We start from the raw sequence: 25,044 nt of genomic DNA, 5'->3' as shown, positions 1-25,044 counted from the left end.
AAGGCCGGTCAAGGTATTTCCCCGGCCGATCCGGCGTCCCCGCGGCCAACCGCTCAGGCTTCCCGGCAGTAACGGACGATGCCTGCCACATGGACCGCCGTCGTATTGAGAAACGGCAGCCCGGCGTCCACACCGTCGTCGAGGATCAGCGGCAACTCGGTACAGCCGAGGACGATCCCGTCGACCCGCTCTTCGCGCTGCAGCCGGTCGATGATCGCCAACAGCCCGCAACGGGTCTCGTCACGGACGATGCCGAGCTCGATTTCCGTCATCAGCTTGGTGTGGATATACTCCTGCTCGGCCGGATCGGGCACCACCACCGCTATCCCGGCGGCGTTGAACGGACCGCGGAAGAAGTTCTCCTGCATGGTAAAGCGGGTCCCGAGCAGGCCGACCCTGGTCAGCCCTTCTGCCCGCGCCGCGCGGCAGGTCTCCTCGACAATACTGAGCAGCGGCAGCGGCGAACGCGCCGCCAGCGCCTCGAACACCACGTGGGGAGTATTGGCCGAGATGACGGCGAAGTCGGCGCCGGCCCGCTGCAGGGCGGCAAGCCGGTCCGCCAACAGACCAGTCAGCCGTTCCCAGTCCCGCGCGGCAACGAGCGCCAGCACCTCCGGCAGATTGACGCTGTAAATGACCATCTCGGGGGCCGAGAGATCGTCGGCCGACGTTCTGCAGGCGGCGATGATGCTCCGGTAGTAGTCGACCGTCGACTCCGGACCGAGCCCGCCGATGATGCCGATCGTTTTCATGGTTCCTCCGTCGCCGGTGACTCACCCGGCCGTTGCAATACCCCGCTCGCGCAGCAGCTCCTCCACCCCGGCCAGCGGCGGAATCCCCCGTTGGGCACCGAGGAAGCGACACTTCAGCGCCGCGGCGGCCGCGGCAAAGGTAACCGTCCGCCGGAGCGGCCACCCCCGGAGCACCCCGTAAAGATAGGCGCCGTGGAAGACATCTCCCGCGCCGGTGCTGTCAACGACCGCGACCGGAAAGGCGGGCGTCGGGAAAAAATCGTCGGCGCGCCAGGTCAAGCTCCCCCGGGGGCCGAGCGTTACCGTCACCACCGGCGCGCCGAGCCCCGCCGCCAGGCGGCGGAACCGGGCCTCGTCGCCGTCCCAGCCGAGGTCGCGGAAAAACTGCTCCGCCGCCACCAGGTAATCGCAGCAGCCGGCCAGTTCGACCATCCCCGGCCGCAGCCGACCGGCATCGACCATCACCGGAATGCCGGCGCAACGGGCCAGTCGGGCGGCCTGGAGCGAAGCCTCGGCCATCAGCCCGTCCAGATGGAGCAAGCGGCTGCCGGCCAAGAGTTCCGGGGTCACCTCCGCCGCGCTCAAGGGCCGGCCGGTCGGCCGCTGCCAGACGATGGTCCGCCGGCCGCTCCCCCGTTCGACGACGATCAGCGCCCGCTGGGAGACGCTGCCGGCGCGGGTCGCGAGCGCCGCGACGTCCACCCCCTCCGCCCGCAGGCCGCGGCGGATCAACGTCCCCGCTTCATCGTCGCCGACCACCCCGGCGAAGCGGCAGGCGATGCCGAAGCGGGCCAGCGTTACCAGCGCCGTCGCCGCCGGGCCGCCCCCCTGTTCCTCCCAGGCAGCGGCCTCCACCTTGCTGTCCGCCGCCGGATAAGCGTCGACTACCGCCAGAGTATCCCAGCAGCACTGGCCGATGCCGGTCACTACCGGCACGCCGCCGCCCCACCCGTCAGTCATCGGTGACCCTCCGGCAGCGCATTTCCCGTTTGCCTCGCCCGGTCGAACCATGTAGTATCACCCCCGGCCCCGGGCCGCTTCGCCGCGGTTACCGACCGGTCACTACCGCACAGGGAGGTTGTTGTCATGGAGTGCCTCGCGACCCGTTCCCAGGAACACTGCAGCTGTACCGCCAAAGCCTGCGACAAGCGGGGCAACTGCTGCAAATGCGTCAGCTATCACAACAGCCGGGGCGAGATTCCCGGCTGCTTTTTCTCTCGCGAGGGGGAGCGGACTTACGACCGCTCGCTGCAGATGTTCGCCCGCGACCGGGAGCTCTGATCGACAGGGGCAACGGCGTCCAGCCGGTCCGCCAGCTCCTCCAGGGAGGTCACCCCGAGATCGGTCAGTTCCGGCCAGCGGAAATGGCCGCTCCGGTCGACGAGGATCGTTGCGGCGCCGGCGGCCCGGCCGGTCTGCAGGTCGAAGAGATAATCCCCCACCATCACCAGCGCCGCTCCCGGGGCATGCCAGCGGGCCGCCAGGCGGAGAATCCCGTCCGGATCGGGCTTCGGCGCGGCATCGTGCCGGCCGATGACACAGTCGGCGGGGAAGTGCCGCGCCACGCCGATGCTCGCCAACACCCGCCGGGCAACCCGCCGGGTGTTGCGGGTCACGATTCCCAGCCGGACATGGCGGCGGGCCAGGCTCTCCACCAATCGCACCGCCCCGGGCGCCGCCTCGGCCCGGCCGGCCAGTTCGTCCTCGATGGCATCGAGCCGGGCATGCAACAGCCGCCCTTCCCGCGCCGGCAGACCGGCGAGATAGGCAAGAATGTCGCTCCCGGCAGGAATGCCAAGACATGCCCGGATGGCGGCAAAATCATGAACTGCCACCGTCAGGGTCCCGTCCAGATCGAAGACCCAGTGCGAACGGGTCAGGATCGCGGCCATGGCAGCGGTCATCGGCCCTCTCCCCGGCCATAATGGTCCAGTACCGCCCGGAGGAGGGCCGCGCTCTCCCCGAGCTGGCCGTACGCTTCGGCAACGGTCAGGTCCCGCTGCTCCCGGCGGAGCCGCTCGCCGAGCTTCTGGGCGCCATTGGCGATCCGGGCGATCTCCCGCGCCAGGTCCCGCTCGAAGGTGGCATCGCCGAGGGAAACCGGCCGCATCTGCCGGCGCAGCGGCGCCAGATCCGCCAGCACCCCGTGGTCGACGATCCCGTCGTTCCGATCGTGGTGACTCCGGTTGAAGTCGTCATAGGGAAGATTGTGGAGCGGCATGGAGAGATCGCCCAGATAGTGGGCGGCGTAGGCCAGGTGGTACTCGGCGTACCACCCTTCGCGGCGTGCCCGCTCGTAGGCGCGGAGGGCGGCGACGATCGCCCCGTAAAGGTGCCCCTCGGCATCGCGGGGGGAGTTGTAACGGGCCGCCTGCGCCAGCACCAGTTCCGGGGTCACCGGTCCCCCCCCGCTGTTGTTGCAGAAATGGTTGCGCTGCTCGACCGCGCCGGCCTTCACCTTGGCGAGATCGGGACCGGCGGCGTTGTACCAGCCGGCATAGCCGGCGGCCTTGGCCACTGCCAGGTGGGTCTCGTCGTGCCAGGCCCGGGCGGACAGCGGAACGCCGGCCAAGAGCCCAGCCACTGCCACCGCCACCAGTCGGTATCGTAAGGTCATCGAGGCATCCTCCGCCGCCGAACGGCGGCACCGGTTCCATAGTAGCAGAGGAAAACGGCAAAACAGAAGGCGAAAAACAGGGTACACTTGGCAGTACCACCACGGCAAAAGGAGAGGACCCATGTCCGGACAGCACAAGGTTGCCCTGGTCACCGGCGGCGCCCAGGGGATCGGCAAGGCGGTCGCCCGCCGGCTGCTCGACGACGGCTACGCCGTAGTCATCGCCGACCACGACCGGGAAGCGGGAGAAGAAACCGCCGCCGAATTCGCCCCCTTCGGCCAGGCACTCTTCGTCCCGACCGACGTCGCCGCCGAGGCGGAGGTTGCCGCCCTGCTGGAGCGGGTTCGGGAGCGCTGGCAGCGGCTCGATATCCTGGTCTGCAATGCCGGCATCTTCAGCAGCCTCCCCCTGGAGCGCTGCTCGCTCGCCGACTGGAACCGGATCATCGGCGTCAACCTGACCGGCGCCTTTCTCTGCGCCCGTCAGGCCGCGCCACTGTTGCGGGAAAGCCGGGGCGCCGTCGTCACCATCGCCTCGACCCGGGCCCTGATGTCGGAACCGGACACCGAGGCCTACGCCGCCACCAAGGGGGGGATCGTCGCCCTGACCCACGCCCTGGCGGTTTCCCTCGGCCCCGCCGTCCGGGTCAACTGCATCTCCCCCGGCTGGATCGACACCAGCGACTGGCAGAAAGAAAGCCGCCGCCAGCCGGCCCGGCTCAGCGAGGCGGACCATCGCCAGCACCCGGCGGGGCGGGTCGGCCGACCGGAAGACATCGCCTCCCTGGTCGCCTGGCTGACCTCGGCGGAGGCCGGCTTCGTCACCGGGGCGAATTTCGTCGTCGACGGCGGCATGACCCGGAAGATGATCTATGTCTGAACAAAAAGGAGCCCCGATGGACCGCAAGCCGCCCCTTCTCCCGACCGATCCGGAACTGGCCGGCGACTTCAGGCTGGCGGGACGGCTCGCCCGGTTCCTCTTCCCCAAGAGTTCGCCGGCCTGCAGCTGGTGCTGCATCGAGGTCAGCAACCGGATGGCCCACGGCCTCGGCGGCGACTACTTCGATTTTTTCACCAAGGCGGACGGCCGGCAGGTGCTCTTGCTCGGCGACGTCACCGGCAGCGGCGTCCACGCCTCGGTGGTGATGGCCCTCGTCTACGGCTTCATTCACCGGGCGATCCAGGACGACGACCCGCCGGGAACCATCGTCAACGAGGTGAACAACTTCCTCGAAACCTTCGCCCGGCGCACCCAGCTGCTCGACTACTACTTTTCCACCACTATCTTCTTCGGGATCATCGACCCTGCCAGCCTGACGATGCACTACGTCAATGCCGCCCAAGGGACGCCGTTGGTGCGGCGGGGCGACCGGCTGCTCCGCCTCCCCTCCACCGCCCCGCCGATCGGTTTTTTCGCCAATCCGGAGCTGGAGATGAAGTCGTTTCGCTTCGCTCCCGGCGACCGGCTGCTCCTCTATACCGACGGCATTACCGAAACGGCCGACCGGCACGGCGAACTGTTCGGCCGGGAACGGCTCGCCCAGGTCCTTCTCGCCGGCCATGCCACCGCCAGCGCTTTTATCGCCGCCCTGACGGCAGCCCTTGACGACTTCGGCGCTCCCGACCCGCCGGAAGACGACTGCACCGTTATCGTCGTCGACTTTCACCACAGCGGCGCCTCAGTCGAGGGGGACGATCCTGCCGCCCGGTTCCAGGCGGAAGGCGTGGCCGCGCCAGCGGACCCGGTTGCCGAGAAATGAGAGGAGCCAGGTGACAAAGGCGAGCAGATCGCGGAGCGGCAACAGCCAGAGCCAGCGGGGAAAGATCCCGTCGCGGAGATAGCGGCGGCTAAAGATGGTAACGATACTGCCGCGCACCAGGTAGAGAAGGAGGCCGGCGGCAACCCCCGGCAGGGTGAAGCCGGAAACCAGCAGCGCCAGCAGTGCCAGCGGGAATGGTTGGGTGATCCCGGAGGCGAAATAGCCGCCGGGACGGGAAACCCGCATGGTCCGCGCCCAGCGCAGCTGCCGGGAGAGGACCGTCGCCAGGTCCTCGCGATGCATGACGCTCTCGACGAAATAGTCGGAAAGTTCCAGCCGGTACCCCGCCCGATAGACTTTGTTCCCCAACTGGTAGTCGTCCGCCAGGTAGTCGACCAGCGCCGGAAAGCCGCCGATGGCCGCCAGCGCTTCCCGGCGCACCGCCATGGAGGCGCCGAGGGCAAAGGAGAGCCCTTCGAGCCGGAGCGCCGTCAGCACATTCGGCACCATCTCAGCCGTAAAGCCCATCGCTTCGATCGCCGTCGCCGCCCCCCGCACCCCCGGACTGCGGTAGAGGGAGGTAACCAGCCCCACCGCCGGATCGGCAAAGGGAGCGCAGACCTCCTGCAGATACCGTTCGCCGACGTGGATGTCGCTGTCGCAAACGATGATCAGATCGTGCTTCGCCCGGGGAAAGGCGTTGATCAGGTTACAGACCTTGTAATTGGGACCGTGGATTGTCCCGTCGATCACCAGCTCGATATCGCTGGCCGGGAAAGCGGCGATCAGCTGCCGGATCACCGGGACCGCCGGATCATCGGCGGCGGCGACGGCAAAAAGCAGCTGGTAACAGGGATACTCCTGATGACAGAAGGAAGCGAAATTGGCAAAACTGTCCGCATCCCCCCCCTTCACCGGCTTGAGGATGGTAACCGGCGGCGCCGTGGCGGCGGCCGGTCGCCGACGGCAGAAGTAGGCCCGGGCGCAGCCGAGGGTGATCAGCCCGTAAGCCAGGGGTGGGACAATACAGAACAACGGCAGTACGCTACGCAGCATGGAGCAACGGTCCTCGCGGGGAAATCCGCCCGACGCCGGGTCGGTCCCGGCGCGGGGCGCAGGCGTATTGTGCCGATTTGTCGCAAATATGCAATGCTAAAATTCCCTCTCTCCCCGCACGGCAACACTCCGGTGACAGCTGGCACACACCTTGCTACTTTGCCTGACAGCGCAGAAATGCGCCAATCGCCAGCAGGTTAAGGAATTCACCCGTGGAGACCTCTCCCCAGCAGCTGCCGGCCGCCATCGACCCGGAACTCGTCGCGGCCCTGCTCATCGAACTGAACATCCTCCGCCGCCAGGTGACCGCTTACCCGGAAGGCCACCCGGTGATCGGCGCGGCGGCGGACAAGGTGGCCGGTCTGGCGGAACGCCTCCTCCAGATGCCCGAAAACGTCACCCTCGGCATCACCCGCGACGCCGTACTGCTCGGCGAACACCCGCTCGACCGGAAAAACCCCGTTTACCGCGATTTTGCCCGGGCGCTGGCCGAGCGGGGAGTCGCCGCCCTGACGATCCACCGCACCCCGGCCGCCGACGAACTCCGCGCCTTCAGCAGCATCATGGGGCGCAAGCGGGAAGAACTCCGGCAGGCGGGCGGGATGGCCCGGGCACTGGCCGCCGCCGGCGTCTCCCGCCTGCAAGTGGAAGAGATCAACTACGAGCTGTTCAGGATCACCGACGAAGAGCAGCTGGCCTCACCGCCCGCCGGCAGTGCCGGCAAGCCGGCGGCCGGGCTCCGGGAGAAGTTCGTCCAGGGCCTTTTGGATGGGACCCTCGACCCGTTCGGCGAAGCGACCGAACGAACCGGAGGCATCGATTTGCCATTGCTGGCCCGGCTGCTGAACGAACGGTCCCGGGAGTCGCGCCTCGGTGGTCCCTCCGCCTGCGAGGCGGTGGCGCTTTCATTCATCCACCGTCTGGAGCGGGAACTGGCAGCCGGCCGGGACAGCCAGGAGTACGCCGAGAAGCTGGCGGCCCTGGTGGCGGAACTTGCCCCGGAGCTGCGCCGGCAGATGCTCGACAGCACCTTCGCCCTGCTTGGCGAGCGGCCGGCGGCCGCCAGCCGGACCTTGCCGGCATTTCCCAGCACCCTGCTCCTGGAAGCGCTCGATGAACTCAATGGTCAGAACAGCGCTATCCCGCCGGTGATCCTCAACCTCTGCCGGCACCTTGCCGCGCCGGGAGCAGCGAACGGCCGGGTGCCGGCAGCCGCCGCGCAGGATGGGCACCTGGCCACCCTGGTACGCGAGGAGGAATCGGCCCGGTTCATGCCGGAAAGCTACCGGCAGGACCTGCAGCAGATCGCCGCCACCGGCCGTGTAGCCGAATCGGGCATCAAGGAAGCGGGAGAACTCCGCGAGGCGATCGCCGCCGCCAACCAGGAAGCCAAGGTGGGAGCGATCATCATGGAAATCCTGCGTACCGATCCGGATCCGACAGATGGGCCGGGGATGGCGGAACGGCTGACGGAACTCTGCGCCTACTACCTGGAAACGGGCGATTTTGCCCCGCTCACCGCCCTCTGCGCCGATCTCCCGCCGCCGGGCGAGGAGCCAGCCAACCAGTTCCAGGCGCAGCTCCGGGAAATCGTCGCCAACCCCGCCTTTACCGCTGCCCTGATCGAGGCGCCGGCAACCTGGGGAAAAGAGCGTTACGACGAAATCCGCGCCATAATCGAGCGTATCGGCCCCCCGTGTCTCGCCCCGCTCCTCGACCGTCTGGCGGAAGAGCAGAATATGTCGCTGCGCCGCTACTACATGGAATGTCTGGCCGCCATGGGTACGGCAGCCCGCGATGCGATCGTTGCCCGTCTCGGCGATGACCGCTGGTTCTACCTGCGCAACCTGATCATCGTCCTGCGCACCCTCAACGATCCGGCAGCCGGCCAGTCGCTGCACCGCTTTCTCGGCCACCCCCACCCCCGGGTCCGCCAGGAGACCCTCCGCACCCTGGTCCATTTCGGCGATCAGGAAGGGGAACGGATGCTCCTCCGCGAACTGGCGAGCGACAACCGGGAAACGCTCTTAACGGCCATCCACCTGACCGAACGGAGCCACAGCCCCCAGGTACGCGGCCGACTGCTGGAACTGTTCGGCAAGGGGGGACTGGGGAACGCCGAGGTCGAGATTCGCTGCGCCGCCGTTCGGGCAATGGCCGAGATCGGCGACGGGGCGTTTCTCCCGGAGCTGGCCCGCCAGTTGCGCAGCCGGAGTCTGTTTCGCGCCGCCCCACTCACCCGGCTGAAGGTCGAGATTATCCGTTCCCTCGGTCGCTACCGGCAGCCGGAGGCGGTCCGGCTGCTCCAGGAGGCCGCCACCGGCAGCGGTGAAGTGGCCCAGGCCGCCCGGGAGGCCCTCCGGACCTGTCAGGGGAGGCTGCGATGAACGAGCTGAATCGCCAGGCGGTACAGGCCGCCGTCCGCAACTTGGTAACCGCCGTCTCCAGCAGCGCCCTCTACGCCCCCGACCACCAGCAGCCGAGCCGGTTGCGGGAAAAGGCCCTGGCAAGCCTGCAGCACGCCCTCGAAACGGTGGCTGAAATCGCCCTGGTGGTGATCGACGATGAACTGCTGGTGGATGGGGCGCCGCTCGATTCCGGCCTCTACATCGAGCGATTCGTGGAGCTGCTGACCGGGCGGGGAGTCGGCCAGCTGAAATTTCTTCGCGGCATCGACGCCGGAGAACTGGCGGCGTTCGCCCGCCGGCTCGCCCCCGGCGGCAACGGCCCGCTCAAGGCCACCCCCCATATCCGTCTCGGCCGGGTGGAAGTGCGGTTTGCCGGCGGTGCCGGGAACGAAGCGACGGCCGACGCCACATCCTTTTCGGCCGACGAGGTTGCCCGTTTCAGGGAAGTTTACGAGGGGGTGAGCAAACACCGCCGGCTGAAGGCAACGGGAATCGCCGAGGTGGTCGACGCCTTCATCGCCACGCTGCGCCGCCAGGCCCAGCCGCTCCTGCCGCTGGCCCCGCTGCGGGACATGGACGAATACACCTTCACCCATTCGATCAACGTCTGTACCCTCAACCTCGCCCAGGCGATCTCGCTCGGCATCGACGGCCCGCTCCTCCGCGATATCGGCATCGCCGGGCTCCTCCACGACATCGGCAAGTTGTTCGTCCCGACCGAGGTCCTGACCAAGCCCGGCTACCTGGACGAGGACGAGTGGCAGGTCATGCGCCGCCACCCCCACCAGGGAGCCCGCTGCCTCATCGAAACGCCGGGAATCCCGCCGCTGGCGGCCATTGTCGCCTTTGAGCACCACCTGAAGCACGATCTGTCCGGTTATCCGGCCGTTCCAGCCAGCTGGCGACAGCACCCCTGCAGCGAGATGACCGCCATTTCCGACTTTTTCGACGCCCTCCGCACCCACCGCACCTACCGGGACGCCATGGAACTGAAGGAGATCGCCGGCATCCTGCTGGAGAAGCGGGGGCAGGAGTTCCACCCGCTGCTGACTCGCAATTTTCTCCTGCTTTTGAGCCGGACGATGAGTTGAATGACCGCTCAGACCGCCTTGAGCAAGACCATGCAAACGTCGTCCGCCAGGGAGGTCTGTCGTGAAAATTCGGCAAGGCGTTCCAGGATGGCATCGAAGACCGTCTCGGGAGGCGCGCCGGCCCACTCCCGCAGCAGCCGGCGCAGGCGGTCCACGCCAAACAGCTCGCCGGACTCGTTGGCCGTTTCGGTGATCCCGTCGGTGTAGAGGAGGACCAGATCACCCGGATCGAGCCGGGTCTCCCGCTCCTCGAACAGCACCTCCTGCCGGACCCCGAGGATCAGCCCTTCGGCGTCGAGTTCGAGAAACTGGCCGTCGCGGCGGTAGACGAGCGGCGGATTGTGGCCGGCACTGGCGTAGGTGAGGATGCGGCGGGCGGGGGCGTAGGAAGCGTAAAAGAGGGAAACGAAGAGCTCCGCCCGGTTCAGGTCGTCATAGAGGAGTGAATTGAGGGCGGCGGCGATCTCCGCCGGCGAACCGCCGGCCCGGGCCTGGCTGCGGATGACGCTCCGCGCCTCGATCATGATCAGGGCGGCGCCGACGCTGTGCCCCGAGACATCGGCGATCACCATGTCGAGCGAGCCGTCGTCCCGGGGGAAAAAATCGTAGTAATCCCCGCCGACCTGGGCCGCCGGCACCCACCGGCCGGCGCAGACGATCCCGGCCGCCCGCGGCGCCTGCTGGGGGAGGAGCGACCACTGGATCTGCCGCGCCACCTCCATGTCGTAAGTGATCCGGGCATTTTCCAGCAGTACTTCCTGGGCCCGGCGCCGCTCGCTGACATCCTGCTTGATGGCGATGTAGTGACTGATGATCTGCCGCTCGTCGCTGACCGGGGTGATGGTCTGCTCTTCGTAATAGAGCGTGCCATCCTTGCGCCGGTTGATCATTTCGCCCCGCCAGACCTTCCCCGCCTGGATGGTTTCCCAGAGTTCGCGGAAGAATGCCGCGTCGTGCTTCCCCGAACTGAGGATGCCAAGACTCTTCCCCAGTACCTCCTCCACCTCGTAGCCGGTCAATTCGGTAAAGGCGGGATTGGCCCAGATGACCCGCCCCGCCGGATCGCTGATGACGATGGCATTGGCCGCCGCGTTGAGCGCCGCGCTCCGCAGCCGCAGCGCCTCCTCGGCAACCTTCCGCTCGGTGATGTCGGCGATCAGCCCGTCGTAAGCCACCAGCACCGCCGCTTCATCGTAGCGGGGGACGATGGTATTCCTGACCCAGCGGATCGAGCCGTTCTTGTTGACGATCCGGTGCTCAAGGGGAGGGACGTCCTCGCCGGCCCGCAGCCGCTCCGCCTGGTCGATCACCTGCTGGCGGTCGTCGGGATGGATCATCTGATACCAGAGATACGGATTGGCCCGGTATTCGTCGCTGGTGTAGCCGGTCACCCCCTCGCAGCCCGGGCCGTGCTGGGTGCCGACCGCCCGGCCGCCGCGGATTTCCACCGTGTAGATGTAGTCGGTCACCGCCCCGACCAGCCGCCGGTAGCGGAGTTCGCTCTCCTGGAGCGCCTCCTCTGCCTTACGTTTCCGCCGCCGGTTCTCCGCCTCTTTCAGCTCCCGCTCGATGGCCGGTACCAGACGGGAGATGTTCCCCTTGATCAGGTAATCGTCGGCCCCGGCCTTCATCATGTTGACGGCGGTATCTTCGCCGATCTTGCCGGAGACGACGATGAACGGCAGGTCGATACCGCTCTGCCGCCAGAGGCGCAAAGCCTCAAGGCCGCTGAAGCGGGGCAGGACGTAGTCGGAAAGGGCGAGATCCCACGGCTGTGCGGCCATCTCCCGGGCCATCTCCTCGGCTGTTTCGACCCGGGCGAAGACTGGTTCGTATCCCCCCTTGCGCAGTTCCCGGAGCAGGAGCAGGGCATCATCCTCGGAATCTTCGATGATCAGGACCTGGAGCGGCATAGTCATGGCGAACCTCAAGGGGTGACCCGCAGGGAAGCAGCACTGCGGGAGCCCGTCTAACTAGTCTACTATCTTCCGCCGGGGCAGCAATGGCGAAGCGGGGAAAAAGAGCTAACGTTCGGGGAGGGGTTCGACGAGGATCAGATAGGGAGCCGCCGCCGACCGGTTGAGTTGACAACTCCGCCAGGCATTGCAGCAAGCAGGGGAAAGGCCGGTCGCCCACTGTTCGACGGCCTGCCGCTCCGCCTCGCCGCCGGGATGGCCGGTATAGACTGCGATGAGAATGAGCCCCCCGGGCGCCAGCAGGGAAAGCGCCTGCTCCAGGGCGGCGACGGTGCTTGCGGGACTGGTGACCGTCTGTCGGTCGGCACCGGGGAGATAGCCGAGGTTGAAGACCACCGCCCGCAGCGGTCCGGCGACCAGTTCGGCCAACCGCTCGTGGCCGACGGCCAGCAGTTCCACCCAATCACGGCAACCCGCCGCAGTCAGTCGCTCGGCGGCGACGGCCAGGGCTGCCGCTTGTACGTCGAAGGCCCAGACTTTTCCCGTCGGCCCGACCAGCCGGGCGAGCAGCAAGGTGTCGTGGCCGTTGCCGCAGGTGGCGTCCACCGCCCGGTCGCCGCCGCGCAGCCGCTCGCGGAGGAAAAAATGCGCCAGCGGCACCGCGCCGGCCAGCCCCCGGTAGCGCCCGGCGGTCACTTTTTCCCCACCAGGCTCAACACGGCCGGCAACACCAGGATGAAGGCTGCCTGGCAGGCGACCATCCCGAGCGACATCACCGCCCCGATGCTGAACACGCCCCGATGATGGGCCACCATCAGGGCGCCGAAGCTGGCCATGATGGTAAGGGTATTGTAGATCACCCCGAGGCCGGTACTGCTCATCACCACCGCGGCGGCATCGCCATTTTCCCGGCGAAAGCGGTTGATGATGTAGATTCCCGAATCGACGGCGATACCGAGGATCAGCGGCATGACGATGATGTTGGCCGAATTGAAACTGATTCCGCCGAGCCACATTCCCCCCACCATCAAGAGGATACCGACCACCAGCGGCACCAGGCCGATGGCGGCGTAAGTCACGCTGCGGAAGGCCAGCAGCAGAATGGCGACAATGGCGGCAAAGGCGTAGATGAAGGCCCAGAGGTAGGCGTTGCGCATGATGGTCATCGACTCGTAAACCATCACCGGTTCGCCGTTGACGTTCGGGACCACCGTCCGCACCTGCTCGATGAAGCGCTGCAGCGGCCCCCGTTCGAAGATCTCCTCCCGCGGGGCAATCTGCAGAAGATAGCGGCCGCTCTTGCCGACGAACCGCTCCCGCAGCTGCGGCGGGATATCGGCAACGGTCACCGGTCTGGCGTTGAGGCTCTCCTTGAGCTGGCCGAGCTGCTCCGGCAGCGAGGCAAGCATCCCCCCCTGGAAATCCCGCAGCATGCCGAGGGCGTTCTTGTCCTTTTCTTTCTCCAGGGTGGCGAAAAAGCGATCGAGGGTGGCGAGGAACGCCCCGACCTGCCGGGCCTCCGGCCGCCGCTCGGCGGTAAGCCGCTCGTTCAGCCGGGTGACGGTGGTCCGGAAGTTCTCGAAGACCGTCGGCAACGCCATCACCTGCAGATCCTCGTCATAGGGGACCGGCTTGACGTCGGCGAGTTCCCGGCGCAGGGCGGCGAGTTCGGCCAGCTTTTCCGGCTGGTGGTCGGGAACGAAGGAGAGAAGACTGACCACGTGGTCGACGGCCGGCAACGCCTCCAGGCGACGGGTCAGCGCCTGGGCCTCGGCGGCCGAGCCGGCGGTGGCGACGGCGAAGTAACCGGAGTTTTCCTTGCTCCGCATCAGCTTGTAAGCGTACTCCACCGGTTCCAGGCCTTTCGCCTGGAGATTGAGCAGGTTGTAGTCGAAGCGGGTCTCGATCAGTGGGTAGAGCGAGGCCAGGCACAAGATTGCCGTGATGGTCACCACCGCCTTCGGATGGCCGAAGAGGAAACGCCGCAGTGTGCCGGAACCGCCGGGTGAACGCCCGGCCGCCGCCCGGCCGCTCTTCGCCGGCCGGCGGTATTTCGCCAGCAGCACCAGCATTGCCGGCAGGACGGTGAAGGTGACCAGTACGCAGACGCCGATGCCGAGCGAAGCGATGATCCCGAGTTCGGCGATCCCCCGGAAGTCGGTGAAGACGAAGGTGAAAAAAGCGGCGGCGGTAGTTGCCGCGGCCATGAGGATCGCCCAGAAATTCCGGCTGAGGCCGGTAGCGATCGCGTCCAGCGGCTCCGCCCCGGTACCGAGTTCCTCCTGGTAGCGAAGCACCACCTGGATGCCGTACTCGATCCCGATACCGATCAGCATCACAGCAAAGACCATCGACAGGATATTGAGGTGGCCGACCACCAGCGTCGCCAGGCCGAAGGAGAGGCAGATGGCCACCACCAGCGACACCATCGCCGCCAGGACGTTGAGAAAGCCCCGGAAAGCCAGCAAGAGCAGCACCACGGTCAGCCCCAGCGACAGAACGGTGGCAATGGCAATGTCCCGTTGGCTGGTGGCCATCTCCTCGAATTCGAGCACCGGCGTGCCGGTAAGGCCCGCGGTCACGCCGGCGAATTCGGGCAGCGCCTTCAGTTTCGCCACCTCGCCGCGGACGGTCCGGATCGCCTCTTCAGCCGGGACGAAGCTGGCAGCATCGCGGACCGGCAGCACCGTCAGGATCTGCATCCGCCCCGCCCGTGCCAGGGCCGAATCGTTCCCGCCGAGAAACACCGCCTCCAGGGAGGGGGGGGATGTGCCGCCGCCGGCACCGAACGTGGCAATGCCGCTCCCAAGTTTGTCGAGCATGAAAGAGATGCGGGCAAGATCGGCAGCGCTCTCCGGCCGGCCGCCCCCCTGCCGGAGATAGGCATCAATCTGTTCGGTCAGTTGGGTGAAGAGAGTCTGGACCGACGGTGCCGCCGCCAGGGCTTTCAGCGTCGGCTTGGCGAGGGTCAGGTTGCGGCGCAGGGTCCGCAGGTCGTCGAGGGACATGAAGAGGAGGCCATTGGTCCGGAAAAAGGGGAGCCCGGCGGGATAGAACACCTCCCGGAACACCCGCCGGTCGGCCGTCAAGCGCTCGTAGAGCCGGGAGCCGAAGGCGGCGGCCTTCGCTTCGTCGCTGCTTTCGATGACAACGACAATCTCTTCCTTGTCGCCGAATTCGGCGCGGTTCGCCCGGTATTCCCGCTGGAAGGGGGCGTTGCGCGGCATCAGGTCGTCCCGACCGGTCAGAAAACGCATCTTCTCCTTGGTCAGCAGCACCGCCAGCGCCGAGAGCAGCAGCGCCAGCGCCAGGATCAGCCGCGGATGGCGGGCAACCATCCCGAACAGCCCGGAAAAACGTTTCATTTCCTTATCTTGTCCCATTTTCACACCTTCATCGTCCAGGTTCAGGCAAACTCGGCCACGATAGCATACCGGTCCGGCGCAGGTCAATTGAGTTACCCCCGGCGAATCCCCCAGCGGCGAGCGGCCTAACATGTCGACATGATTACAGAGATGTTTCGGCTTTGGGGAAAGAGCGTGTACTTTTCAAAATTTTGTGGTAAAAGGTACAGATTATTTTGGTCTTATTATCTCCAACGCCTGCGGATAGCCAAAATTTCGGTGGAATGCAACAAGGAGCAGAGCACGATGAATACCTCTAAACATCCAATTTCCAACGCACTTACGTCATTCAGCGAACCGGTGCGGGAGGTAAAAGAGGATAACCGAAAAAAACCGGGGGCCAAGATTCACCATCTGCCGGCCTCCATCTGGAAAAAGCGGGACGTCGAGGGGAATACCCCCCTGGATCGGACCATCGAGCGGACCCGTGACTTCTTTTTCCGCGAGCAATTGCCGGAAGGGTACTGGTGGGCCGAACTGGAGTCCAACGTCACCATCACCTCCGAGTACATCATGCTCTTCCATTTCATGGGGCTGGTGAACAAGGAAAAAGAACGGAAGATGGCCAACTACATCCTCAGCAAGCAGACCGAGGAAGGGTACTGGTGCATCTATTACGGCGGCCCCGGTGACCTGTCGACCACGATCGAGGCATACTTCGCCCTCAAGCTGGCCGGCTACCCGGCCGACCATCCGGCCATGGCCAAGGCCCGCGCCTTCATCCTCAGCAAGGGGGGGATCCTCAAGGCCCGGGTCTTCACCAAGATCTTCCTGGCGCTGTTCGGCGAATTCTCCTGGCTCGGCGTTCCGTCGATGCCGATCGAGCTGATGCTGCTGCCGAACTGGGCGTATTTCAACATGTACGAGTTCTCCAGCTGGTCCCGGGCGACAATCATCCCGCTCTCGATCGTCATGGCCGAGCGGCCGGTGCGCAAGCTTCCCCCCTGGGCCCGGGTCCAGGAGCTCTACGTCCGGCCACCGCGGCCGACCGACTATACTTTCACCAAGGAAGACGGCATCTTTACCTGGAAGAACTTTTTCATCGGCATCGATCACTTGCTGAAGGTCTACGAATCGAACCCGATCCGCCCGTTCAAAAAGCGGTCGATGGCGATGGCCGAACAGTGGGTGCTCGACCACCAGGAGCCGAGCGGCGACTGGGGCGGCATTCAGCCGGCGATGCTCAATTCGGTGCTGGCGCTGCACTGCCTCGGTTACGCCAACGACCACCCGGCAGTGGCCAACGGCCTGCAGGCCCTGGCCAATTTCTGTGTCGAAGGGGAAAACGAGATCGTCCTCCAGTCATGCGTCTCGCCGGTCTGGGATACTGCGCTGGGCCTGATGGCCCTGGCCGACGCGGAAGTGCCGACCGACCACCCGGCGTTGGTCAAGGCCGCCCAGTGGCTCCTCGACCGCGAGGTGCGCAAGGCTGGCGACTGGCGAATCAAGAGTCCCGACCTGGCGCCGGGCGGCTGGGCCTTCGAGTTCCTCAACGACTGGTATCCCGACGTCGATGATTCGGGGATCGTCATGATGGCCATCAACCATATCCGGGTCAAGGACGAACAGGCGAAACAGGATGCCATCAAACGGGGGATCAACTGGTGTCTCGGCATGCAGAGCAAAAACGGCGGCTGGGGTGCTTTCGACAAGGACAATACCAAACATATCCTCAACAAGATCCCCTTTGCCGACCTGGAAGCGCTGATCGATCCGCCGACCGCCGACCTGACCGGCCGGATGCTGGAGCTGATGGGCACTTTCGGCTACCCGCAGGACCACCCGGCAGCCCAGCGAGCCCTCAAGTTCATCTGGGAAACCCAGGAACCCGAGGGGCCCTGGTGGGGCCGGTGGGGCGTCAACTATCTCTACGGCACCTGGTCGGTGCTGAGCGGGCTGGCCGCCATCGGGCTGGACATGTCCAGCCCCGACATTCACCGGGCGATCAACTGGATCAAGTCACGGCAAAATGCCGACGGCGGCTGGGGCGAGACCTGCGCGTCCTATGATGATCCGTCCCTGGCGGGCGTGGGCGAAAGCACCGCCTCCCAGACCGGCTGGGCGCTCCTGTCGCTCCTGGCCGCCGGCGAAGTGAACAGTACCGCCGTCGCCCGCGGGGTCCAATATCTGATCGACACTCAGAAGCCGGACGGGACCTGGGACGAGGATAATTTCACCGGCACCGGTTTCCCCAAGTACTTCATGATCAAGTATCATATTTACCGCAACTGCTTCCCGTTGATGGCGCTGGGACGCTACCGGGCACAGCTGGTGGGGCAGGCCGGATAGCCACCGGCAGCAACAGAGATCACCCATGGGTAGGGGCGGGTCCCGGACACGCCCCTACATCAGTTTCTGGCAGGGAATCATGAAGGTTTTCGTAACCGGGGCGACCGGATTCATAGGCGCGAGCATCGTTCGGGAACTGCTGGCCGATGGCCACCAGGTCAAGGTACTCGTCCGGCCGAGTGCCGACCGCGGCAACCTGGCCGGGCTCGACGTGGAGATCTGCCCCGGCGACCTCGGGGACCGGGGCGCGCTGGCCCGGGGACTCGCCGGCTGCGGCTGGCTGTTCCATGCCGCCGCCGACTACCGGCTCTGGACCCGCGATCCTGCCGCCATGTACGCCGCCAACGTTGACGGCACCAGGAATATCCTGACGGCGGCACGGGAAAGCGGCATTGCCCGGGTCGTCTACACCAGCAGCGTCGGCACCCTCGGCAACCCCGGCGACGGCACGCCGGGGAGCGAAACCACTCCGGTCACCTTTGCCGACATGGTCGGCCATTACAAGAAAAGCAAGTTCCTCGCGGAGCGGGAAGCGGAGAAGTTCGTCGCCGAGGGGCTGCCGCTGGTGATCGTCAACCCCTCGACCCCGGTCGGTCCCTTCGACATCAAACCGACCCCGACGGGAAAGATCATCGTCGATTTCCTCAATCGGAAGATGCCGGCCTACCTGGACACCGGCCTGAACATCATCGACGTCCAGGATTGTGCCCGCGGCCACCTGCTGGCGGCCAAACGGGGAACGGTCGGCGAGAAATACATCCTCGGCAACGAAAATCTGACCCTGCGACAGATTTTCGCCCTGCTGGCGGAGATCACCGGGCTGGCAGCGCCGCGGGTCAGGCTTCCCCACACCCCGCTGTTGCTGGCCGCCCACCTGAACGAAGGGCTGGCCCGGATCACCGGCCGGGAACCGCTGATCCCGCTGGCCGGGGTGCAGATGGCCAAGAAGTTTATGTTTTTCGACTCGACCAAGGCGGTCAGGGAACTTGGCCTTCCCCAACGGCCGGCCGCGGAATCCCTGCGCCGGGCGGTCGAGTGGTTCCGCGCCCACGGCTATGCCCGCTAGGCTGCTGCAAAAGGAGTTGCCATGTACAAGCTGCTCGATACCATAAACAGTCCGACGGACCTCAAGCAGATCAAGCGCGAGGACCTGCCCGCCCTGGCCGCCGAAATCCGCCGTTTTCTGCTGGAAACCGTAGCCCAGACCGGCGGTCACCTGGCATCGAACCTGGGGGCGGTCGAGCTTTCCATCGCCCTCCACTACTGCTTCGACTCGCCGACCGACCGGATCATCTGGGACGTGGGACACCAGGCCTATACCCACAAGATCCTCACCGGCCGCCGCGACCGCTTCCATACCCAGCGCCAGTACGGCGGCATCAGCGGCTTCCCGAAGCGGAGCGAATCGCCCCACGACGCCTTCGGCGCCGGCCACTCGTCGACCTCCATCTCCGCCGGTCTCGGCATGGCGGTGGCCCGTGACCTGGACGGCAAGGAAAGCAAGGTGATCGCGGTGATCGGCGACGGCTCGCTCACCGGGGGCATCGCCTTCGAGGCCCTCAACCAGGCGGGCCATCTCCACAAGAACCTGATCGTGGTCCTCAACGACAACGAGATGTCGATCTCCAGGAACGTCGGCGCCTTTTCCTCCTTCGTCTCCCGCAAGCTGACCGGCAGCTACTTCCGCGACCTGAAGAAGGAGATGCAGGGGCTCCTGCAGAATATTCCGGCCATCGGCAAAGATATTCTTCATTTCGCCCGCCGGGCGGAAAACTCCCTCAAGGGATTCCTCACCCCCGGGATGCTCTTCGAAGCCCTCGGCTTTGAATACATCGGCCCGCTCAACGGCAACGACCTTCCCCAGCTGCTGGAGGTGATGAAGAATGCCCGCGATCTCGACGGCCCGGTGCTGATTCACATCATGACCACCAAGGGGAAGGGATACCTGCCGGCCGAAACCAACCCCGACGTCTTCCACGGCGTCGGCCCTTTCGACGTCGCCACCGGCAAGACCACCGCCAAAGGGGGCGGCGCCTCCTACACCGGGGTCTTCGGCGCCACCATGGTGAAACTGGCCGAGGAAGACGAGCGGATCGTCGCCATCACCGCCGCCATGCCTGACGGCACCGGGCTGACCCCCTTTGCCCGCCGCTTCCCTGAACGGTTCTTCGACGTCGGCATCGCCGAACAGCACGGCCTGACTTTTGCCGCCGGGCTGGCCGCCGAAGGGTTCCGGCCGGTGACTGCCATCTATTCAACCTTCATGCAGCGGGCCTACGACCAGGTGTTCCATGACATCTGCCTGCAGAAGCTCCCCGTCACCCTCGCCCTTGACCGGGGGGGGCTGGTGGGCGATGACGGCCCGACCCATCACGGTGTCTTCGACCTCTCCTACCTGCGCCATCTGCCGGAGCTGACCCTGATGGCGCCGAAGGACGAGAACGAGCTGCAGCACATGTTGAAAACCGCCATCTACCACGGCCGCCCCATCGCACTCCGCTATCCGCGCGGCACCGGCTACGGCATTCCGCTCGACCAGGAACTCCGGGCACTGGAAATCGGCCGGGGCGAACTCATCACCGATGGCGGCGACGTGACGATCGTGGCCATCGGCAGCACCGTCTACCCGGCGGTCGAGGCCGCCAAAAACCTCCGCGAGCGGGGCATTGCCGCCACCGTCATCAACGCCCGCTTCGTCAAGCCGCTCGACCGGGAACTGATCCTCGACGCCGCCCAGCGGACCGGCTGCCTCGTCACTGTCGAAGAAAACGCCCTGCAAGGGGGCTTCGGCAGCGCCGTCCTGGAACTGCTGGCCGACGAGGGGCTGACCGACGTACGGGTAAAGCGGCTCGGCATCCCAGACCGGTTTATCGAGCAGGGGAGCCAGGCACAGCTGCGCAAGGATTTGGGGCTGGATGCCGCCGGCATCGCCGCTGCAACGGAGGCATTTCTCAAGTCCCGGCAACAACCGCCACTCTCGCTGGCAAGATAGCCGGGAGAGCGACAGCGGCGACCACTTCGGTCGCCCTGACCAATGAATGCCGTATGGCAAGTGAAAGGAATTACCGTTCGATGCGTTTTCCGTGGAAGCTTAACTACGACCTGACCAAATACATCATTTCGAACAAGCTGCAAAAGATCGAAAAATACCCACTGGTACTGATGCTGGAGCCAACCCACCTCTGTAACCTCGCCTGTTCCGGCTGTGGCCGGATTCGCGAATACGCCGAGACCATCCAGCAGATGATGAGCCTGGAAGAATGTCTCCGCTCGGTGGACGAATGCCCGGCCCCGGTAGTTACCATTACCGGTGGCGAACCGTTCCTCTACAGCCACATCTACGAACTGATCCCGGAAGTGCTCGACCGGGGGAAACACATCCAGCTCTGCACCAACGGCCTGCTGCTGGAAAAGGCCCTCGAGAACATGAAGCCCCACCCCAATCTGACCCTCAATGTCCACATGGACGGACTGGAAGAGACCCACGACCGGATTCTGGAGCGGAAAGGGACCTTCAAGACCGCCATCGCCGGCATCAGGAAGGCCAAGTCGCTGGGGTTCCGTGTCTGCACCAACACCACCATTTTCAAGGATTCTGACCTGGTGGAAATCGAGATGCTCTTCTCGCTGTTGACCGATATCGGCGTCGACGGACTGCTGGTGGCACCCGGCTTCGACTACGAGGCGGTTGGCGAGAACCTCTTCCTGCAACGCCGGGAGATTGAGAAGAAATTCGAGGAAGTCTACCGGATGAGCAAGCGGTTCCGCTTCTGGTCCACCCCCATGTACCTCCGTTTCCTCAAGGGAGAGAAGAAGCTCGCCTGCACGCCGTGGGGCAATCCGACCCGCAACCCGCTGGGGTGGAAAGCCCCCTGCTACCTGATCACCGACACCCACTACCCGACCTTCCGGGAGATGATGGCCAAGACCGACTGGGACAAGTACGGTGTCGGCAAGGACCCCCGCTGTGCCCAGTGCATGATGCACTGCGGTTTCGAACCGACGGTGGTTAACGAGATCGGCAAGAGCTGGAAGGATATTCTGGAAATGATTATCTGGAATTTCAGCTAGCGATACGACTTGGGCCGACGGGGGCGAAGCACGGTTCGCCCCCGTCGGCTGTCAATCGACCGCCGCCCCGAACTCGACCCGACTGGCGACGGTCCCCTCTTCCGTCGGCGCCTTGTAGATATCCCCGCTCTTGATAAAGATCCGCGCCGGATCGACCTTCCCTTTTTCCACCAGGAACGTTTTCACCGCCCCGGCCCGTTCCGCCGCCAGCGTCTTGAGCTGCGCCTCGCCGACCACGGTGTTGGCCAGGATCAGCTTTTTCATCTCCGCATCGGGGATGTCCTTGACGAAGCCGAAGATATTGCGCGGTTTGGGGAATTTCTCCTTGCGGTAGACCTCTTTCAGGTAACGGGAATACTCCTCCGGCGCCAGCTGCATTGTCTCGGCCGAGTCTTCCGGCCGGTTGCGCCGCTCCTTCACCAGCTGGAGGAATTTTTCTCCCCGCATCTTCCTCAACAGCAGTTCGTTGCGGTACCCTTCGGGATCGCGCTCCCGATCGACAAAACCGGTGACGTCGATTTTGAGCGAGGGGCGATCGTTGATCGCCTGGGCGATCTTCGCCAGCTTGGCCTGCTCCGGCTCGGCCAGGCGGGCCGAGCCCGGGGCGAAGCGGACGGCACTGAAATCCTCGCCGCCGCCGAAGGCCGCCTGCAGCAACGCGAAGGGAGAGGTCGCCGCCTTGACCAGCAGATTCTTGATGATCTTCCAGACCACCCGCCAGACACTGAACTGGGGATCGTCGGTCCGGCCGGTGACCGGCAGATCGAGATGGATTTCCCCCTTGCGGTCCTTCAAGAGCGCCACGGCCAGCCGGACCGGCAGGCGGGTCGCCTTGTCGCTTTCGATCTGCTTGCCGAAAGTCAGCTGGTCGATGAAGACCTTGTTTTCCGAATTGAGCTGCTTGTTCTGGATCAGATACTTGAGATCGAGCGAGAGCTTGCCCCGCTCGACGCCGTAGCCGATATAGGTGCCCGAATAGGGAGTGAAGGGCGACAGCTCGATATCGGTGAAACTCACCTTCAGGTCGGCATAGAGATCGTTGCGCAACGGATTGATCTTGCCGGTGATCTGGAGCGGCGACAGATTTTCCAGGTTGCCGCGCAGGTCGACATCGGCAAAGCGGTTCTCCTCGGAAGAAAGCCCGCTGATCCGCCCGCCGAGGTTGTAGAGGGTCGTGGTATATTCCTGTTGCAGGTGCCGATCGGTGAAATTGAGGGTCCCATCCTGCATCGTCACGTTGTCGATGACGATCTTTTTCCCGGGCGCCGGCTGGGTCGGCACCGGAGCCGGCGCTGCCGCTGCCGGCGGCGCCGCGGTTGGTGTCGCTGCAGTGGTCTTCTCGGCCGGCGCTTCCGACGTATAGAGATTCTGCAGGTTCAGGCGGCCATCCTTTTCGATGATGATCCGCGAATAGAACGTCGAGAGGGCCACCGCGCCGATCCGGAGCGCAAAGGGAGCAAGGGTCCCCTTGACCTGGTCGAGCTGGAGGCTGTCCCACTTGAGGAGGTCGTCCCCCTCGGCATCGAGGCATTGGAAGGCGCGGACGTCGCCGCCGCCGGAGAATGAACCGGTCAGCCGTCCCCCTTTGGAGGCCAGTGCATAGGAAAGCCGGGTATCGACCGTCCCGCTGGCGACGATGATGTTCAGGTTCTCCGGTAAATAGGGGGAAAAGTCGGCAAGCGGCAGCCGTTGCAGCGCCAGAGTTCCCTTGGCAGTGAGCGGCACGGGGAGAACGGTCCCGGCGGCCCGGATCGTGCCGTTCCGACCGTAGCCGGCAGAGAGCCGGAACGGCATGACGGCCATCTTCGGCCCGGTGATCCCGCGGGCGTTGACCGTGAGCCGCCGGAGGGTGAAGGTCGGCGCATCTTCCACCTGGTGGTCGGTAAAGGCAACGGTGGCGCCGTTCACCCCGACCGACTCGATCCGATAGCGGAACGGCGGGCCATGGCGCTCGGCAGGAGCCGGCTCCCCCTTCCCTCTCTCCTTGCCCCCTTTTGCCGCCGCGAGCAACGCCAGCGGCGACAACCGGCCCTGTTCGTCGCGGGAGAAGCGGATATCGGCGCCGCTCATCGTCACCGAAGCCAACTCGAAAAGATTTTCCTGCTGCCGGTAACGGCCGCCGTCCAGGACGAGCCGGGCGATCCGGCCCCGGTCGCGGGGGCCGAACGGTGCCGCAAGATCGGCCAGCGACACCTTGAGTTTGTCGGCGGCAAGGCCGGTTTCAGCACTATAGGACAGTTCGCCGGCCAGTTCGGCCTTCCCCTTGACCGGTGCCGCCAGGATGCCGGCCAGATATGGATAATAGGCATCGAGGCTGACCCCTTTCACCGACGCCGCCACCGTCGCTGCCCGGGGTTCGACCGAGAACTTCCCGTCGAAGCGCCCCTCTTCCCCACGGCCCGTGGCAAAGGAAAGCACATAGTTCGCCGTCTTGCCGGCCCGGGTGGAAAAACCGTGCAGGTCAAAGTCAAGCTTCTTGACCTCGCTATGGAAGCCACCCAGCGGTACGGCGTCGCTCAGGGTGATGCCCGCATCGCGCAGTTGGAATCGACCGACCTCGATGACCGGCTTCGTCTTCTCCGGCTGCTCCTTCTCCGGCGGCAGCTCCCCGGCCGCCCCCTCCCGCTCGCTCAGCCGGTTCACATTCCAGATCCCCTGCCGGTCACGTGCCAGGGTGACGTGCAATTGATCAACGGCAATCGAGGAGAGGAGGAATTCGCGGTTCAACAGCGACGCCCGGGAAATCCCCACTTCGAGCCGGTCCAGTTCGGTGAGCGGCGCACCGGAGCGTTCGGCGAGCCGCAGGCCGGCCAGTGAAACCGTGCCCCGGACCTCCAGCTCCGGGTTGCGGTCGGCGGGATTGCGGTAGGTTACCTCCAGTTGGGTCGCCGCGGTTCCCCGCTCGATGCGGATCGGCAGCTTTGCCGGGATATAGGCGAAATAGTAGGGGAGATCCAGCTGGCGCAGGTTGATGTCCAGCGAGTATTCGACGCTTCGGGCAAACGGTTTCAGCTTGCCGTCGAGAGCCAGCGGTGAACCATTCACCACCGCCCGGAAGCGGGGATCGATATAGCGGTCGGCATAATAGGGAATGGTGCTGATGAACGGCACCGCCAGTTCGAGGCGGCGGATCTGGTGGCGCTTCTCGACCGGCAGCCCCTGGTCGATAAAATCGATCGAACCGTTGACCACCGATATATTGTTAAGGGAGAAGGCAAACGGTTTTTCGGGTTCTTTTTTGGCAGTCGGCTGCTTTTTTTCCAGCAGATCGGAAAAATTATAGGTATTGGCCCCGGTCCGGACCAGGTGAAGGTAGGGAGAACTGACGCGCAGTTCAGAGACGATCGGCGCCCAGCGGAAGATCGAACTCGGGCTGACCGCTACCCGGACGCTGCTGAACGAGGCGAAGACCGTCCGGCCATCGCGCTCCGTGTAGCGGACATCACGCACCTCCGCCGTCCAGTTCAGCGGGTTGAGGGCAATCGCGCCGATGGCAAGTTTTCTGCCGGTTGACTCCTCCACCGCCCGGATAGCCTTGCTCTTGACAATCCCGGGCAGAATAAAGGCAATAAACGCCAACAGACAGACCAGGAAAACGACCCCTCCGATAACCAGTTTTTTCCAGACGCGCATCGTTACTCCTCGGCAGCACATACTTGGCAAAAATCGCCAGGGCCTTT

At 65.3% G+C, this 25,044-nt stretch carries 18 protein-coding genes; 9 read left to right on the top strand and 9 right to left on the bottom strand.

Annotated elements, in window-relative coordinates; translation table 11 throughout:
* Positions 1-53: 53 nt before the first annotated feature.
* Positions 54-752 (bottom strand): aspartate/glutamate racemase family protein, encoded by a 699-nt coding sequence (locus QMN23_RS03815; protein ID WP_282001892.1) that lies wholly within the window; start codon positions 750-752, stop codon positions 54-56.
* A gap of 21 nt (positions 753-773) precedes the next feature.
* Positions 774-1,712 (bottom strand): PfkB family carbohydrate kinase, encoded by a 939-nt coding sequence (locus QMN23_RS03810; RefSeq protein ID WP_282001890.1) that lies wholly within the window; start codon positions 1,710-1,712, stop codon positions 774-776.
* A gap of 126 nt (positions 1,713-1,838) precedes the next feature.
* On the opposite strand from QMN23_RS03810, the gene QMN23_RS03805 reads away from it, so the two are divergent.
* Entirely contained in the window at positions 1,839-2,033 is a 195-nt protein-coding gene (locus tag QMN23_RS03805; protein WP_282001889.1) for a DUF6485 family protein, read from the top strand.
* On the opposite strand, the gene QMN23_RS03800 is transcribed toward QMN23_RS03805, so the two are convergent.
* On the bottom strand, positions 1,988-2,656 hold the full coding sequence (locus QMN23_RS03800) for an HAD family hydrolase (RefSeq protein WP_282001887.1): 669 nt from the start codon (positions 2,654-2,656) through the stop codon (positions 1,988-1,990). The two genes, QMN23_RS03805 and QMN23_RS03800, sit on opposite strands and share 46 nt — an antisense overlap.
* Positions 2,653-3,369, bottom strand: a complete 717-nt coding sequence (locus QMN23_RS03795) for a hypothetical protein (RefSeq protein ID WP_282001885.1) — start codon at positions 3,367-3,369, stop codon at positions 2,653-2,655. The genes QMN23_RS03800 and QMN23_RS03795 overlap by 4 nt, the downstream gene beginning before the upstream one ends.
* 121 nt (positions 3,370-3,490) lie before the next feature.
* On the opposite strand from QMN23_RS03795, the gene QMN23_RS03790 reads away from it, so the two are divergent.
* On the top strand, positions 3,491-4,249 hold the full coding sequence (locus tag QMN23_RS03790; RefSeq protein ID WP_282001883.1) for an SDR family oxidoreductase: 759 nt from the start codon (positions 3,491-3,493) through the stop codon (positions 4,247-4,249).
* Between the two features lie 16 nt (positions 4,250-4,265).
* Positions 4,266-5,129: a PP2C family protein-serine/threonine phosphatase gene (locus QMN23_RS03785; protein ID WP_282001881.1), complete on the top strand. Its 864-nt coding sequence runs from the start codon at positions 4,266-4,268 to the stop codon at positions 5,127-5,129.
* Here QMN23_RS03785 and hpnI read toward each other — a convergent pair.
* Positions 5,049-6,185: a bacteriohopanetetrol glucosamine biosynthesis glycosyltransferase HpnI gene (gene hpnI, locus QMN23_RS03780; RefSeq protein ID WP_282001880.1), complete on the bottom strand. Its 1,137-nt coding sequence runs from the start codon at positions 6,183-6,185 to the stop codon at positions 5,049-5,051. The two genes, QMN23_RS03785 and hpnI, sit on opposite strands and share 81 nt — an antisense overlap.
* A 212-nt stretch (positions 6,186-6,397) precedes the next feature.
* Between hpnI and QMN23_RS03775 the strand changes: the two genes are divergently transcribed.
* On the top strand, positions 6,398-8,572 hold the full coding sequence (locus QMN23_RS03775) for a HEAT repeat domain-containing protein (protein ID WP_282001879.1): 2,175 nt from the start codon (positions 6,398-6,400) through the stop codon (positions 8,570-8,572).
* Positions 8,569-9,684 (top strand): HD-GYP domain-containing protein, encoded by a 1,116-nt coding sequence (locus tag QMN23_RS03770; RefSeq protein ID WP_282001878.1) that lies wholly within the window; start codon positions 8,569-8,571, stop codon positions 9,682-9,684. The genes QMN23_RS03775 and QMN23_RS03770 overlap by 4 nt, the downstream gene beginning before the upstream one ends.
* Before the next feature lie 8 nt (positions 9,685-9,692).
* Here QMN23_RS03770 and QMN23_RS03765 read toward each other — a convergent pair whose 3' ends face one another.
* The 3 genes from QMN23_RS03765 to QMN23_RS03755 all read right to left on the bottom strand — a co-directional run bounded on the left by QMN23_RS03765 (position 9,693) and on the right by QMN23_RS03755 (position 14,983).
* Complete coding sequence (locus QMN23_RS03765; RefSeq protein WP_282001877.1) at positions 9,693-11,603, bottom strand: SpoIIE family protein phosphatase; 1,911 nt, start codon at positions 11,601-11,603, stop codon at positions 9,693-9,695.
* A 105-nt stretch (positions 11,604-11,708) separates the two neighbouring features.
* Positions 11,709-12,296: a class I SAM-dependent methyltransferase gene (locus QMN23_RS03760; protein WP_282001875.1), complete on the bottom strand. Its 588-nt coding sequence runs from the start codon at positions 12,294-12,296 to the stop codon at positions 11,709-11,711.
* Positions 12,293-14,983: an MMPL family transporter gene (locus tag QMN23_RS03755; RefSeq protein WP_282001873.1), complete on the bottom strand. Its 2,691-nt coding sequence runs from the start codon at positions 14,981-14,983 to the stop codon at positions 12,293-12,295. The genes QMN23_RS03760 and QMN23_RS03755 overlap by 4 nt, the downstream gene beginning before the upstream one ends.
* 267 nt (positions 14,984-15,250) lie before the next feature.
* Here QMN23_RS03755 and shc point away from each other — a divergent pair, with 267 nt between their 5' ends.
* The 4 genes from shc to hpnH all read left to right on the top strand — a co-directional run bounded on the left by shc (position 15,251) and on the right by hpnH (position 21,364).
* Complete coding sequence (shc, locus tag QMN23_RS03750) at positions 15,251-17,293, top strand: squalene--hopene cyclase (RefSeq protein WP_282001870.1); 2,043 nt, start codon at positions 15,251-15,253, stop codon at positions 17,291-17,293.
* A 79-nt stretch (positions 17,294-17,372) separates the two neighbouring features.
* The gene (gene hpnA / locus QMN23_RS03745) at positions 17,373-18,359 is read left to right on the top strand and encodes a hopanoid-associated sugar epimerase (RefSeq protein WP_282001869.1); all 987 of its coding nucleotides are present in this window, start codon (positions 17,373-17,375) and stop codon (positions 18,357-18,359) included.
* Between the two features lie 21 nt (positions 18,360-18,380).
* On the top strand, positions 18,381-20,285 hold the full coding sequence (gene dxs / locus QMN23_RS03740) for a 1-deoxy-D-xylulose-5-phosphate synthase (RefSeq protein WP_282001866.1): 1,905 nt from the start codon (positions 18,381-18,383) through the stop codon (positions 20,283-20,285).
* A gap of 80 nt (positions 20,286-20,365) precedes the next feature.
* Positions 20,366-21,364: an adenosyl-hopene transferase HpnH gene (gene hpnH / locus QMN23_RS03735; RefSeq protein ID WP_282001864.1), complete on the top strand. Its 999-nt coding sequence runs from the start codon at positions 20,366-20,368 to the stop codon at positions 21,362-21,364.
* A 51-nt stretch (positions 21,365-21,415) separates the two neighbouring features.
* On the opposite strand, the gene QMN23_RS03730 is transcribed toward hpnH, so the two are convergent.
* The gene (locus QMN23_RS03730) at positions 21,416-24,997 is read right to left on the bottom strand and encodes a DUF748 domain-containing protein (RefSeq protein WP_282001862.1); all 3,582 of its coding nucleotides are present in this window, start codon (positions 24,995-24,997) and stop codon (positions 21,416-21,418) included.
* Between the last annotated feature and the right edge of the window lie 47 nt (positions 24,998-25,044).

Source organism: Geotalea uraniireducens, from assembly GCF_027943965.1.
GTDB classification, from domain to species: domain Bacteria; phylum Desulfobacterota; class Desulfuromonadia; order Geobacterales; family Geobacteraceae; genus Geobacter; species Geobacter uraniireducens.
This window is presented reverse-complemented; position numbering and strand designations above follow the sequence as displayed.

Excerpts from the sequence above, each read along its gene's own strand:
- QMN23_RS03815 (WP_282001892.1), bottom strand. The coding sequence starts at position 752 with ATGAAAACGATCGGCATCATCGGCGGGCTCGGTCCGGAGTCGACGGTC.
- QMN23_RS03810 (WP_282001890.1), bottom strand. The coding sequence starts at position 1,712 with ATGACTGACGGGTGGGGCGGCGGCGTGCCGGTAGTGACCGGCATCGGC.
- QMN23_RS03805 (WP_282001889.1), top strand. The coding sequence starts at position 1,839 with ATGGAGTGCCTCGCGACCCGTTCCCAGGAACACTGCAGCTGTACCGCC.
- QMN23_RS03800 (WP_282001887.1), bottom strand. The coding sequence starts at position 2,656 with ATGACCGCTGCCATGGCCGCGATCCTGACCCGTTCGCACTGGGTCTTC.
- QMN23_RS03795 (WP_282001885.1), bottom strand. The coding sequence starts at position 3,369 with ATGACCTTACGATACCGACTGGTGGCGGTGGCAGTGGCTGGGCTCTTG.
- QMN23_RS03790 (WP_282001883.1), top strand. The coding sequence starts at position 3,491 with ATGTCCGGACAGCACAAGGTTGCCCTGGTCACCGGCGGCGCCCAGGGG.
- QMN23_RS03785 (WP_282001881.1), top strand. The coding sequence starts at position 4,266 with ATGGACCGCAAGCCGCCCCTTCTCCCGACCGATCCGGAACTGGCCGGC.
- hpnI (WP_282001880.1), bottom strand. The coding sequence starts at position 6,185 with ATGCTGCGTAGCGTACTGCCGTTGTTCTGTATTGTCCCACCCCTGGCT.
- QMN23_RS03770 (WP_282001878.1), top strand. The coding sequence starts at position 8,569 with ATGAACGAGCTGAATCGCCAGGCGGTACAGGCCGCCGTCCGCAACTTG.
- QMN23_RS03765 (WP_282001877.1), bottom strand. The coding sequence starts at position 11,603 with ATGACTATGCCGCTCCAGGTCCTGATCATCGAAGATTCCGAGGATGAT.
- QMN23_RS03755 (WP_282001873.1), bottom strand. The coding sequence starts at position 14,983 with ATGGGACAAGATAAGGAAATGAAACGTTTTTCCGGGCTGTTCGGGATG.
- shc (WP_282001870.1), top strand. The coding sequence starts at position 15,251 with ATGAATACCTCTAAACATCCAATTTCCAACGCACTTACGTCATTCAGC.
- hpnA (WP_282001869.1), top strand. The coding sequence starts at position 17,373 with ATGAAGGTTTTCGTAACCGGGGCGACCGGATTCATAGGCGCGAGCATC.
- dxs (WP_282001866.1), top strand. The coding sequence starts at position 18,381 with ATGTACAAGCTGCTCGATACCATAAACAGTCCGACGGACCTCAAGCAG.
- hpnH (WP_282001864.1), top strand. The coding sequence starts at position 20,366 with ATGCGTTTTCCGTGGAAGCTTAACTACGACCTGACCAAATACATCATT.
- QMN23_RS03730 (WP_282001862.1), bottom strand. The coding sequence starts at position 24,997 with ATGCGCGTCTGGAAAAAACTGGTTATCGGAGGGGTCGTTTTCCTGGTC.